This window comes from Streptomyces sp. NRRL F-5630 (assembly GCF_000719475.1).
In the GTDB taxonomy this organism is placed as follows: domain Bacteria; phylum Actinomycetota; class Actinomycetes; order Streptomycetales; family Streptomycetaceae; genus Streptomyces.
In genome coordinates this window covers 1-12,296 of sequence record NZ_JOGO01000059.1, presented here as the reverse complement: position 1 = coordinate 12,296, position 12,296 = coordinate 1, and the positions used below count along the sequence as shown (strand labels likewise).

The 12,296-nt window shown below is 74.4% G+C and carries 11 protein-coding genes; 4 read left to right on the top strand and 7 right to left on the bottom strand.

Going from position 1 to position 12,296, the window contains the following annotated elements; all coding sequences use genetic code 11:
* The first annotated feature begins 73 nt into the window (after positions 1-73).
* A complete protein-coding gene (locus IF99_RS0123150; RefSeq protein ID WP_030998861.1) occupies positions 74-499 on the top strand; it encodes a hypothetical protein in 426 nt (141 codons plus the stop codon).
* A gap of 263 nt (positions 500-762) precedes the next feature.
* On the opposite strand, the gene IF99_RS0123145 is transcribed toward IF99_RS0123150, so the two are convergent.
* Genes IF99_RS0123145 through deoC form a run of 3 tightly spaced genes read right to left on the bottom strand, consistent with a single transcriptional unit; the run spans position 763 to position 4,235 of the window.
* The gene (locus tag IF99_RS0123145) at positions 763-1,785 is read right to left on the bottom strand and encodes an aldehyde dehydrogenase family protein (RefSeq protein WP_030998859.1); all 1,023 of its coding nucleotides are present in this window, start codon (positions 1,783-1,785) and stop codon (positions 763-765) included.
* Positions 1,778-3,244 carry an aldehyde dehydrogenase family protein gene (locus tag IF99_RS0123140; RefSeq protein ID WP_030998858.1) on the bottom strand — a complete coding sequence of 489 codons (1,467 nt, stop codon included), beginning with the start codon at positions 3,242-3,244 and terminating at the stop codon, positions 1,778-1,780. The genes IF99_RS0123145 and IF99_RS0123140 overlap by 8 nt, the downstream gene beginning before the upstream one ends.
* Positions 3,245-3,248: 4 nt before the next feature.
* Positions 3,249-4,235 (bottom strand): deoxyribose-phosphate aldolase, encoded by a 987-nt coding sequence (deoC, locus tag IF99_RS0123135; RefSeq protein ID WP_030998857.1) that lies wholly within the window; start codon positions 4,233-4,235, stop codon positions 3,249-3,251.
* A 153-nt stretch (positions 4,236-4,388) separates the two neighbouring features.
* On the opposite strand from deoC, the gene IF99_RS0123130 reads away from it, so the two are divergent.
* Complete coding sequence (locus IF99_RS0123130; protein WP_030998855.1) at positions 4,389-5,141, top strand: PH domain-containing protein; 753 nt, start codon at positions 4,389-4,391, stop codon at positions 5,139-5,141.
* Positions 5,142-5,148: 7 nt separating this feature from the next.
* Here IF99_RS0123130 and IF99_RS0123125 read toward each other — a convergent pair whose 3' ends face one another.
* The 4 genes from IF99_RS0123125 to IF99_RS0123110 all read right to left on the bottom strand — a co-directional run bounded on the left by IF99_RS0123125 (position 5,149) and on the right by IF99_RS0123110 (position 9,578).
* Positions 5,149-6,018, bottom strand: a complete 870-nt coding sequence (locus tag IF99_RS0123125; RefSeq protein ID WP_030998854.1) for a DNA-3-methyladenine glycosylase family protein — start codon at positions 6,016-6,018, stop codon at positions 5,149-5,151.
* Positions 6,019-6,201: 183 nt separating this feature from the next.
* Complete coding sequence (locus IF99_RS0123120; protein ID WP_030998852.1) at positions 6,202-7,944, bottom strand: phospho-sugar mutase; 1,743 nt, start codon at positions 7,942-7,944, stop codon at positions 6,202-6,204.
* Positions 7,945-8,071: 127 nt separating this feature from the next.
* Positions 8,072-8,899 carry a purine-nucleoside phosphorylase gene (locus IF99_RS0123115; protein ID WP_030998851.1) on the bottom strand — a complete coding sequence of 276 codons (828 nt, stop codon included), beginning with the start codon at positions 8,897-8,899 and terminating at the stop codon, positions 8,072-8,074.
* A 241-nt stretch (positions 8,900-9,140) separates the two neighbouring features.
* On the bottom strand, positions 9,141-9,578 hold the full coding sequence (locus tag IF99_RS0123110; RefSeq protein ID WP_009065914.1) for a gamma-glutamylcyclotransferase: 438 nt from the start codon (positions 9,576-9,578) through the stop codon (positions 9,141-9,143).
* A gap of 149 nt (positions 9,579-9,727) precedes the next feature.
* Here IF99_RS0123110 and IF99_RS0123105 point away from each other — a divergent pair, with 149 nt between their 5' ends.
* Both IF99_RS0123105 and IF99_RS0123100 read left to right on the top strand, forming a co-directional pair.
* Positions 9,728-11,179 carry an NAD(P)H-quinone dehydrogenase gene (locus IF99_RS0123105; RefSeq protein ID WP_078655230.1) on the top strand — a complete coding sequence of 484 codons (1,452 nt, stop codon included), beginning with the start codon at positions 9,728-9,730 and terminating at the stop codon, positions 11,177-11,179.
* A 233-nt stretch (positions 11,180-11,412) separates the two neighbouring features.
* On the top strand, positions 11,413-12,296 hold an 884-nt coding region (locus tag IF99_RS0123100; RefSeq protein WP_030998844.1), incomplete at its 3' end, for a DeoR/GlpR family DNA-binding transcription regulator.

Genomic DNA, 12,296 nt, shown 5'->3' with positions numbered 1-12,296 from the left:
TTTGGTACCCGACCGACACCTCGCCTACGCTGCGTGCGCACACGCTCACGCAACGAACCGGCAGGCGGCAGCCATGGCAGCAGCACGACACGCAAAGACCTCTCCCTCCTCGCGCGCCCTTCTGCGGGCCGGGCTCGGCATCGCCGTCGCCGGTGCCGCGCTCGGTGGCGCCGCCGCGAGCGCGAGCGCGGCGGCCCCGGACCGGGGCACGGTCGGGCCGGATCTGAGCAAGCCGATCGACACGGAGGCCGCGCTGAACGCCGCGAGCCAGAGCCTGCGGACGGCGACCACCTACGGCCTCGGCAGCGTCACGAACCTCCAGCTCGACCCGCTCGCCGGTACCACCACCGACCCGCTCACGAACGGCGTCGGCACGCAGGTCGCCGACTTCAAGCCGGTCGGCACGACGAACGTCACGGGTCCGCTCACCAACGGCGCGAGCCTGGCGGAGCTGCCGGTGGCGGGGGGCGTCGTCCACGCGCTGGGGCTCGGGGGCTGAAGGAGGCGCGCGGGGCGGGGACGGCGGGCGGGGTCCCTGCCGCCTGCCGGCGCGACCCGTCTCGCACCTGACCTGCTACGGGAGCGTCCGCAGCCACCCGCGCCGGTCGACGGGGCGGGGCGCTCGCGGCCCGGTGCGTGCCGCCTGCGGGCTCGGGCCCCGGCACTCCTCCGGCCCGGCACCCCCGCGTTGACGCATGACTGTGCGGGCCGTCCCCCGTCGGGGGCGGCCCGCACCGTTGGCGGCTGTCCGCGCCCGGCGGCTCAGTACGAGGAACCCGCGACCCCCAGGGAGCCGGTCGGGTGCCACACCGTCTTCGTCTCCAGGACGGAGGTCATGCGGCGCAGCCCCGGAGTCGCGGTCCAGTCCTCGGCGGGCGCCGAGGGGCGCAGGACCCGCTTCAGGTTGTCCGCCGCCGCGATCTCCAGGTCGACCGCCTCCCCGCCGTCCGCGCCCGTGAGGTCGATCGCGTTGACGTCCTGGTGAGAGGCGAGGGTCGGGCCGAGGTCGGCGATCCGGCCGCTCAGGAGGTTCGCCGTGCCGCCGGGGACGTCCGACGTGGCGAGGACCTCACCGAGCGAGAGGGCGGGCAGCGGGCGCTCCTCGCTCGCCACGACGACCGCCGTGCACCCCGTCGCGAGCACGGGCGCGAGCACCGAGACGAGACCGAGCAGCGAGGACTCGCGCGGCGCGAGCACCGCGACGACCCCGCTCGGCTCGGGCGTCGACAGGTTGAAGAACGGCCCGGCGACCGGGTTCGCCCCGCCCACGACCTGCGCGAGCTTGTCGGTCCAGCCCGCGTACCAGACCCAGCGGTCCACGGCCGCGTCCACCTGGGCGCGCGCGGCGTCCCTGTCCAGGCCCTCCGCGTCGGCGACCTCGCGCGCGAACTGCTCGGCGCGCCCCTCCAGCATCTCCGCGACGCGGTAGAGGACCTGGCCCCGGTTGTACGCCGTCGCGCCCGACCAGCCCGCGAACGCCTTGCGCGCCGCCGCCACCGCGTCACGGGCGTCCTTGCGGGTCGAGCGCGGGGCGTTGGCCAGCCACTCGCCGTGCGCGTCGCTCACCTCGTACACCCTGCCGCCCTCACTGCGGGGGAACTTCCCGCCGACGTACAGCTTGTAGGTCTTGAAGACGCCGAGGCGGGGCGCCGGGGCGCTCGCCTCCGGGGCGGCGGCCTTCCCGCCGCTCTTCCCCCGCTTCCCGGACGCGGACTTCCGCTCCGGGGGCCGCTCGGCCGGGGACTTGCGCGCCGAGGGCTGTTCGGTCGTGGACTTCTCAGACATCGAGGTACGCCTCCAGGCCGTGCCTGCCGCCCTCGCGGCCGTAACCCGACTCCTTGTAGCCGCCGAAGGGCGAGGTCGGGTCGAACTTGTTGAAGGTGTTGGCCCACACGACGCCCGCGCGCAGCTTCTCGGCCACGGCGAGGATGCGGGAGCCCTTCTCGCTCCAGATGCCCGCCGAGAGGCCGTACGGCGTGTTGTTCGCCTTGGCGACGGCCTCCGCCGGGGTGCGGAAGGTGAGCACGGAGAGGACGGGGCCGAAGATCTCCTCGCGGGCGACGGTGTGCGCCTGCGTGACATGCGTGAAGACGGTCGGCGCGAACCAGTAGCCCGCGTCCGGGAGCGCGCACGGGGCGCTCCAGCGCTCGGCGCCCTCCGCCTCGCCCTGAGCGGTCAACCGCGTGACGCGGTCGAGCTGTTCGGCCGAGTTGATCGCGCCGAGGTCGGTGTTCTTGTCGAGCGGGTCGCCCACGCGCAAGGTGGTGAGCCGCCGCTTGAGCGCGTCCACGACCTCGTCGTGCACCGACTCCTGCACGAGCAACCGCGAGCCCGCGCAGCACACCTGGCCCTGGTTGAAGAAGATCCCGGTGACGATGCCCTCGACGGCCTGCTCGACCGGGGCGTCGTCGAAGACGATGTTGGCGCCCTTGCCACCGAGTTCGAGCGTCACGCGCTTCTTCGAGCCCGCGACCGTGCGGGCGATCTGCTTGCCGACCGCCGTCGAGCCCGTGAACGCGATCTTGTCCACGTCCGGGTGCGCGACGAGGGCCGCGCCCGCGTCCCCGTACCCGGGAAGGATGTTGACGACGCCCCGGGGCAGCCCGGCCTGACGGCAGATGTCGGCGAAGAACAGGGCGCTGAGCGGGGTCGTCTCGGCGGGCTTGAGGACCACCGTGTTGCCCGCCGCGAGCGCGGGGGCGATCTTCCACGCGAGCATGAGCAGCGGGAAGTTCCACGGGATGACCTGGCCCGCGACCCCGAGCGGCTTCGGGGCGGGGCCGAAACCGGCGTGCTCCAGCTTGTCGGCCCAGCCCGCGTAGTAGAAGAAGTGCGCGGCGACGAGCGGGATGTCCGTGTCGCGCGTCTCCTTGATGGGCTTGCCGTTGTCGAGCGTTTCCAGGACGGCGAGTTCGCGCGCGCGTTCCTGGACGAGGCGCGCGATGCGGAAGAGGTACTTGGCGCGCTCGGTGCCCGGCAGCGCGGCCCAGCCAGGGAAGGCGCGGCGCGCTGCGGCGACGGCGCGCTCGACGTCCTCCTCGCCCGCCCGCGCGACCTCGGAGAGGACCTCCTCGGTCGCGGGTGAGACGGACTTGAAGACCTCGCCGGAGGCGGCGTCGGTGAACTCGCCGTCGATGAACAGGCCGTAGGAAGAGGCGAGGGCGACGGCGGCGCGCGACTCGGGCGCTGGCGCGTAGTCGGTGAAGGCCGGAGCGGGCCCGGCGGAGGGGGTCTCGTGTGCCATGGGTTCAGTCCACCGTCACGTAGTCGGGGCCGGAGTAGCGGCCCGTGGCCAGCTTCTGGCGCTGCATGAGCAGGTCGCCGAGCAGCCCCGAGGCGCCGAAGCGGAACCACGCGTCGCTCAGCCACTCCTCGCCCGCCGTCTCGGCGACGAGGACGAGGAACTTGACCGCGTCCTTCGTGGTCCGGATGCCGCCGGCCGGCTTCACCCCGACCTGTTCCCCGTGCGCGGCGCGGAAGTCCCGCACCGCCTGGAGCATGAGCAGCGTGTTCGCGGGGGTCGCGTTGACACCGACCTTGCCCGTCGAGGTCTTGATGAAGTCCGCGCCGCCGAGCATCCCGAGCCACGAGGCGCGCAGGATGTTGTCGTACGTGGACAGCTCCCCGGTCTCGAAGATCACCTTGAGCCGGGCGCGGGTCCCGATCGCCTCGCGCACGGCGACGATCTCCTCGTGGACCTTCGCGTACCGGCCCGCGAGGAAAGCGCCTCGGTCGATGACCATGTCGATCTCGTCGGCCCCCGCGGCGAGCGCGGACTCGACGTCCGCGAGCTTCACGGCGAGCGGGGCGCGCCCGGCCGGGAAGGCGGTCGCGACCGAGGCGACACGGACCTCGCTCCCGGCGAGCGTCTCCTTCGCCGTCGCGACCATGTCGGGGTAGACGCAGACAGCCGCGACGCGGGGCGCGGAGCGGTCGGTCGGGTCCGGGCGCAGGGCCTTCGCGGCGAGCGCGCGGACCTTGCCGGGGGTGTCGGCGCCTTCGAGCGTCGTCAGGTCGATCATCGAGATCGCCAGATCGATCGCGCGGACCTTCGCGGCCGTCTTCACGGACCGCGTCCCGAGCGCGGCGGCACGCGCCTCCAGGCCGACCGGGTCGACCCCGGGCAGGCCGTGCAGGAAGCGCCGCAACGAGGCGTCGGAGGCGCTCACTTCGGCGAACGAGGCCCCTGCGGCGGCCCGCGGCGCGGGGGAGGGGGCGGAGGGAGTCGTGGGCATGCTCACCAGGGGAGCATATCTACGCGCGTAGCGGTCTGTACAGGGGGGTGCGGGGGCCCGGGAGGGGCAAGGAGGGGCCCCGCGCGGGGGTGTGTCGCCCGTGTCGGGTGGGGAGCCCGGAGCTCCGCGCGCCCTGTGGGGGAGAATCGGGGTATGACGACCCCCGACCCGGCCGCCTCCGAGCCCGACCCGGCTGCTCCCGGGCCTTCCCCGGCCGCCTCCGAGCCCTCCCCGGCCGCTCCCGGGCCCTCGCCGGCCGCCTCCGAGCCCGACCCGGCAGCTCCCGGGGCCGACCAGGCCGCTCCCGAGCCTCCCCCGGCCGATCCCGACCGGGTCTACCGCTCGCCCGCGGGCATCGCCGCCGGCGTCTTCCTGGTGATCCTGAGCGGGTGGCTGGGCGCCGACGCCATCGTCCTGGGCGAAGGCCGCACCCCGTGGATCGCGATCGCCGCGCTGCTGTGCGTGTTCCCGCTGGTCACCGCCTTCACGCTGCGGCCCGCCGTCTACGCGAACACGCGGCGGCTGCGCGTCCGCAACCCCTTCCGCACGATCGTGCTGCCCTGGAGGGCAGTCGCCGCGCTCCGTTCCGGCTACTCGAACGAGGTCGTCGACGCGGAGGGCAAGGTCTTCCAGCTGTGGGCGCTCCCCGTCTCGCTGCGCGGCCGCAAGCGCGCCGCCCGCGCCGAGGCCCGCGCGATGAGCAGGGAGGCGAGGGCGGGGCACACCGCCACCTCGGTGCACGAGGTCCGCCAGCCGCAGGGCGACGTGGCCCTTGGCGAGCTGCGCGAACTCGCGGGTGACACGGACTCCCCGGAGAAGGGCCTCACCGAGGCCCGCTGGTGCTGGAGCATCATCGCCCCGGCCGCCGCGGGCGCGCTCCTGCTGATCATCCTGCTGCTGGTCTGACCCCCGTTCAGGCCGCTCCCGCGCGCAGGAGCAGGGCCGCCCAGCTCCGGTACGGCCGCCACCGCGCCGCGACGGGGGCGAGCGCCTCGGGCGTCCGCGGGAGGCCGTACGCCTCGGCCATCGCCTCGTGCAGGCGGGGCTCCGCGCGGGGGAAGAGGTCCGGGTGGCCCGCGCCCCTGACGAGGACCAGCTCGGCGGAGAAGGGGCCGATGCCGGGGAGTTCCCGCAGGCGGGCGAGGGCCTCCCCGGGCGGCAGGGCGCGGAGCGCCGCCGCGTCGAGACGGCCGTCCAGTGCCGCCTCGGCCAGCGCGTGCAGCCGCCGCGTCTTGACCGCGCTCACGCCCGGTACGGGATCGAGGCCGCGCAGCACGGCGGGGAGCGGGAAGGCGTGCGCCGCCCGGCCCGCGACCGTCAGGGTCTCGCCGTACGCGCGGGCCAGCCCGTCCTTGACCGCCGCCGCGCGCGTCATCCGCAGCCGGTTGCCGATCACGGTCCACGCGGCGGCCTCGTACGGCGAGAAGAAGCACACCGGGCGCAGGCCGGGGAACCGCGCCTGGAGCCGTCCCACGACGGGATCGGCCCGGCCCACGGCCGGGAAGCCGCTCCCGTCCACGTCGAGCGACAGGACGCGCGCCACCTGGGCGCGTACGGCGGCGGGCGCGGCCCCGTCCGACGTCCACGTGACGCGTACCGCCCCCGTGTCCCCCGGCTGCCGCACCGCGCAGCCGACGACGTGCAGGCCGTCGTCCGCCGGGAAGGCGAGCCGCAGGACGCCGTCGTCGTCGGGGGCGTACGCGGCGGGCGTGAAGTCCGCCAGGAAGCGGAGGGCGGCCGACAGGGCGAAGGGCCCCTCCGGCACCAGTGAAAACGTGGGCATGGCACTTGCCTTCCGGAGCCCCGCACCCGGGCGGCCCCACGACCGACGCTGCCACGCAGAGCGCGAGGCGGCACGGCGAGGGCCGGGGGCCCGGCAGGCGAAGACGGAAGCCCGGTGCGGCGCGGGCGGGGGCCCGGCTCGCGGTGGCGGGCGTCCGGCCCCGCGTCCGGCGCCCCGCCGCGCCTACACCCCCGCCGCCTGCCCCACGTCCCGCTTCAGCTCCGCGAGCAGCGCCGCTGCCCGTTCCCGGGCCTCCGCCACGGGAAGCCCCGCCGGGAGGACGATCTCCAGGTAGCACTTGAGCTTGGGCTCGGTGCCGCTCGGGCGGACGACGACCCTGCCCCGGACTCCCTCCGGCGCGGAGGCGTTTCCCCCGGCCGGGGGCGTGACTCCGTCCGGCGCGGGGCCGCCGAGGGTGTAGCGCAGCCCGTCCGTCGGGGGCAGGCCGTCCTTCGGGAGGGCGAGGTCGTCGGCCGCCGTGACGGCGAGGCCCGCGAGGCGCTCGGGCGGGGACTGGCGGAGGCGGTCCATCGCGGCGGGGATGAGGGAGAGGTCGGAGACGCGGGCGGAGAGCTGGGCCGTCGCGTGCAGGCCGTGCGCGCGCGCGAGGTCGTCGAGCGCGTCGGAGAGCGTTCGGCCCTCCTCCTTGAGCACCGAGGCGAACTCCGTGACGAGGAGTGCCGCCGTGATCCCGTCCTTGTCGCGCACGCCCTCGGGGTCCACGCAGTAGCCGAGCGCCTCCTCGTAGCCGTACCGCAGCCCGGGGACCCGCGAGATCCACTTGAAGCCCGTCAGCGTTTCCGCGTGCGGGACACCGGCCGCGCGGGCGAGGGTGCCCAGGAGCGTCGAGGAGACGATCGACTCGGCGAACACGCCGCGCTCGCCGCGCCGCAGCAGGTGCGTGGCGAGGAGCGCGCCGACCTCGTCGCCCGTGAGCATCCGCCAGCCCGCGGCGGCCGAGGCGTCCGGGACCGCGACGGCGCAGCGGTCCGCGTCGGGGTCGTTCGCGACGACCAGGTCCACTCCCTCGTGCGCCCGCGCCGTCGCGAACGCGAGGTCCATCGCGCCGGGCTCCTCCGGGTTAGGGAAGGCCACGGTCGGGAAGTCCGGGTCGGGCGCGGCCTGTTCGGCGACCGGTACGGGGGCGGGGAAACCGGCCCGCGCGAAGGCCGCCGTGACGGTCTGTGTGCCGACGCCGTGCAGCGCGGTGTGCACGACACGGGCGGTACGCGGCGAGCCGGGCGCGAGTACGGAGACCGCGCGCTCCACGTACGCCTGGAGCACGTCGTCCCCGAGGACCGTCCACCCCTCCTCGGCGCGCGGCACCTCCGCCAGCGCGTCGATCGCCTCGATCCCGGCGGCGATCTCCGCGTCCGCCGGGGCGACGATCTGCGCGCCCGCGCCCTCGCCGGGCTCCGGGTAGCCGAAGCCGAGGTAGACCTTGTAGCCGTTGTCGCGCGGCGGGTTGTGGCTCGCGGTGACCTCGACCCCGGCGACCGCGCCGAGGTGCCCGATCGCGAAGGCGAGGACGGGCGTGGGGAGCGGCCGGGGCAGTACGGCGGCGCGCAGTCCGGCGCCGGTCAGCACGGCGGCGGTGTCGCGCGCGAAGTCCGCCGACTTGTGCCGCGCGTCGTAGCCGACGACGACGAGCCCGTCCCCCTTGCCGTGCTCCCGCAGGAAGGCCGCGAGCCCGGCCGCCGCCCGGATCACGACGGCCCGGTTCATCCGCGAGGGACCGGCCCCCAGCTCACCGCGCAGCCCCGCCGTGCCGAAGCGGAGCAGGCCCGCGAAACGGTCCCGCAGCGCGTCGAGGTCCTCGGCGTCGAGCAGCGCGGACAGCTCGGCCCGCGTGTCCGGGTCGGGGTCCTCGGCCAGCCAGCGGCGGGCGCGGTCGATGAGGTCCTTCGCGTCGTCCTTGTCCACCACGGTGGTCGTGCCTTTCTCGGCTTCGGTACGGCAGCTTCTCGGCTTCGGTGCGGGGCGGGCGGCTCCCTGGAGGCCGCCCGCACCGCCGAGGTCGTACGGGAGAGGTACCCCGTACGGGGAAGAGCCCTCAGACGCGGTCGAGGACCTGGCCGAGGAGCGCCCCCATGTGCGCGGCCGAGTCCCGGCCCGCCTGGAGGACCTCCTCGTGGTTGAGGGGTTCGCCCGTGAGACCGGCGGCGAGGTTGGTGACGAGCGAGATGCCGAGCACCTCGGCCCCCGCCTCGCGCGCGGCGATCGCTTCGAGGACCGTCGACATGCCCACGAGGTCCCCGCCCATCGCGCGGACCATGCCGATCTCGGCGGGCGTCTCGTAGTGCGGGCCGGGGAACTGCACGTACACGCCCTCTTCGAGCGTGGGGTCGATCTCCTTGCACAGCGCGCGCAGGCGCGGCGAGTAGAGGTCGGTGAGGTCCACGAAGTTCGCGCCGTGGATCGGCGAGGTCGCCGTGAGGTTGATGTGGTCGCTGATCAGCACCGGCTGACCGGGCCGCATCCCGGCGCGCAGCCCGCCGCAGCCGTTGGTGAGCACGATCGTCTTGCACCCGGCGGCGACGGCGGTGCGCACGTTGTGCGCGACCGCGTCCACGCCGCGGCCCTCGTAGTAGTGCGTGCGGCCGAGGAAGACGAGGGCGCGCTTGCCGCCGAGTCCGCTGTAGGAACGGATGCGGCCCGCGTGGCCCTCGACGGCGGGCGGCGGGAAGCCGGGCAGGTCCGTGAAGGACAGGTCGTGGTCCGCCGCGCCGAGCGCCTCCGCCGCGGGCACCCAGCCCGAGCCCATCACCAGGGCCACGTCGTGCGTCTCGGCCCCTGTCAGCTCACCGAGCCGCGCGGCGGCGGCCCGAGCGGCGGCGAAGGGGCCGCCCTGGATGTCGTCCGGAATAAGTGATGCGTTCACGCGAATGAGCGTAACCGCTCACAGCCTACGCGCGTAGACATCGTTGATAACGACCTGATGTTGACGTGCCGCGAAGCGATCGCGCGCGCCTTCGGGCACAAAGACGCCCTGCTCAGGGCCTCGGGGGTGCGGAGCGGCGGATGTCGTGGAGGCGGCCGTCCCTGGCGGGAACCCGGCCTTCGCCGAGGCTTCGCGCGGGCGCGTCCTGGCGGCTCCGGCCGGCGGGAGCGGGCTCGCGCGTTCAGCAGGGGCGCTTGCGCAGTTCCATCACGTAGTCGTGCGGGGCGCCCGCCGACTCGGCGGCGTCGGCGATCTCGCCGAGGTAGCGCGCGGAGGGCAGGCCGCCCTCGTACCCGTTCAGTACGTACAGCCAGGAGGACTCCGTGCCCTCCAGGGTGTGGACGCGCACCCGCGCGCGGCGGTAGATGCCGAGGCCGACACCCTCCCAGCCGTCCATCGCCTCCTCGTCCGGGGGCGCGATGTCGTACAGCGCCACGAAGACCTGCGAGGCCGGGTCCTCGACGACCGTGGCGAGCGCGCCTTCCCAGCCCATGTGCTCGCCGCCGAAGGTCAGCCGCCAGCCGTCGAGCCAGCCGGTGGCCCGCAGCGGGGAGTGCGGGGCACGGCGCGTCATCAGCCGCGCGTCGAGATTGCCTGCGTACGCAGCGTAGAGCGACATGACGTCGAGAGTACGGCAGACGGGGGAAGGAGGCGGGGGAGTCGGAGGAGGCGGACGCGGCACGCGAGGGAGCGGCGGACGGCGGGGTGACCGGTTCCACACCCCGGACGGTGGGCCCGGGCGCGAAGCGTTTTGGCGCGTGCGGGACAATCGGGTACGTGACTCGGATCGTGATAATCGGTGGCGGACCCGGCGGATACGAAGCGGCCCTCGTGGGCGCCCAGCTCGGCGCGGAGGTGACCGTCGTCGACTGCGACGGCCTCGGCGGAGCCTCGGTGCTCACCGACTGCGTGCCTTCGAAGACTCTCATCGCGACCGCCGAGGTGATGACGACCTTCGACTCCTCGTACGAGGAGCTGGGCATCCTCGTCGCCGACGACACCCCCTCGGTGGACCGCCCGGCGCGCGTCGTCGGGGTGGACCTCGGCAAGGTCAACCGCCGCGTCAAGCGCCTCGCGCTCGCGCAGTCGCACGACATCACCGCCTCCGTCACGCGCGCGGGGGCCCGCGTGCTGCGCGGCCGGGGCCGCCTGGAGGGCCAGCAGGACAGCGACGGCTCCCGCACGGTCGTCGTCACCGCGGCCGACGGCTCCGAGCAGCGCCTCACCGCCGACGCCGTCCTCATCGCGACCGGCGGGCACCCGCGCGAACTGCCCGACGCGCGCCCCGACGGCGAGCGCATCCTCAACTGGACGCAGGTCTACGACCTCGACGAGCTGCCCGAGGAACTCATCGTCGTCGGCTCCGGTGTCACGGGCGCCGAGTTCGCGGGCGCCTACCAGGCGCTCGGCTCACGCGTCACCCTCGTGTCCTCGCGCGACCGCGTCCTGCCCGGCGAGGACCCCGACGCCGCCGCGGTCCTGGAGGACGTCTTCCGCCGCCGCGGCATGAACGTCATGGCCCGCTCGCGCGCCCAGGCCGTCAAGCGCGTCGGCGACCGCGTCGAGGTCACCCTCGCCGACGGCCGTGTCATCACGGGCACCCACTGCCTCATGGCGGTCGGCGCGATCCCGAACACGGCGAATCTCGGCCTGGAGGAGGCCGGGGTCAAGCTCAAGGACTCCGGGCACGTCAAGACCGACAAGGTCTCCCGCACCAGCGCCCCCGGCGTCTACGCGGCCGGTGACGTCACCGGCGTCTTCGCGCTCGCCTCCGTCGCCGCGATGCAGGGTCGCATCGCGATGTACCACTTCCTCGGCGACGCGGTCACCCCGCTCAACCTCAAGGCCGTCTCGTCGAACGTCTTCACGGACCCCGAGATCGCCACCGTCGGCTACAGCCAGGCCGACGTGGACGGCGGCCGTATCGACGCCCGCGTCGTCAAGCTCCCGCTGCTGCGCAACCCGCGCGCCAAGATGCAGGGCATCCGCGACGGCTTCGTCAAGATCTTCTGCCGCCCGGGCACCGGCGTCGTCGTCGGAGGCACGATCGTCGCCCCCCGCGCGAGTGAACTCATTCACCCCATCTCGATCGCTGTGGACAACAATCTGACCGTGGAACAGATCGCTAACGCGTTCACCGTGTACCCGTCGTTGTCCGGTTCGATCGCCGAGGTGGCCCGTCAGCTCCACACCGTCAAGCGCGCGGAGGAGCTGGCCTGAGGAGGCCGTACGGCCTCAACTTCCCTGCTCGGACGGGACATCGGGCCATCGCCGCGAGGCGGTGGCCCGTGGTCGTCCCGCCTCCCGGCGGCCGGGCGCGAGCCCGTATACCACTTTCCTGAGTCCGGCGTGGACAACTTCCGCAACTCGGTGGAAAGCGGTGAACGCGGACACTCATGCGCGTTACTGTCAGTTCTGTGTTCGCTGCTGAACGTCGTCAAATGATCCTTGAAATGGTGCGCGCCAACGGAGCCGTGTCGCTCCGGGAACTGGCCCGCGTCGTCCAGACCTCTGAAGTGACCGTACGGCGGGACGTGCGGGCGCTCGAAGCGGAAGGGCTGCTCGACCGCAGGCACGGAGGCGCCGTGCTCCCCGGTGGCTTCGCGCGCGAGACCGGCTTCCCGCAGAAGACCCATCTCGCGTCGGCCGAGAAGGCCGCGATCGCCGAGCTGGCCGCCGAGTTCGTCGAGCCCGGCGAGGCCGTCGTGATCGGTGCCGGGACCACGACGCAGGAGCTGGCCCGCCGCCTCGCGCGCGTCGCCGGTCTCACCGTCGTGACCAACTCGCTCCTCGTCGCCCAGGCCCTCGCGCACGCCAACCGTGTCGAGGTCGTCATGACCGGGGGCACCCTGCGCGGCACCGACTACGCCCTCGTCGGCAGCGGGGCCGAGCAGTCCCTCCAGGGCCTGCGCGTCTCGCGTGCCTTCCTCTCGGGCAGCGGTCTCACCTCGGAGCGCGGCCTGTCCACCGCCAACATGCTCTCGGCGAGCGTCGACCGGGCGCTCGTCCAGTCAGCGGCCGAGGTCGTCGTCCTCGCCGATCACACCAAGCTCGGCACCGACACGATGTTCCAGACCGTGGCGCCCGACCTCATCACCCGCCTCGTCACCGACGAGCCGGCCTCCGGCGAGGAACGCGCCGCAACCGAGCTCCAGGCCCTCGCCGACCAGGGCGTCCACATCTCCCTGGCGGGCCCCCACGCCCCGGCCCCCCGCCCCCGCGCCCGCGACGTCGGCCTCCCGGGCCAGCGCCGCGCCCAGCCCCCGACCCGCCCCCACAGCCACCGTCCCCCGGGCGCGGCGGGCGCGGCGGGCGCGATGGGCGAGCAGGGCGGGGC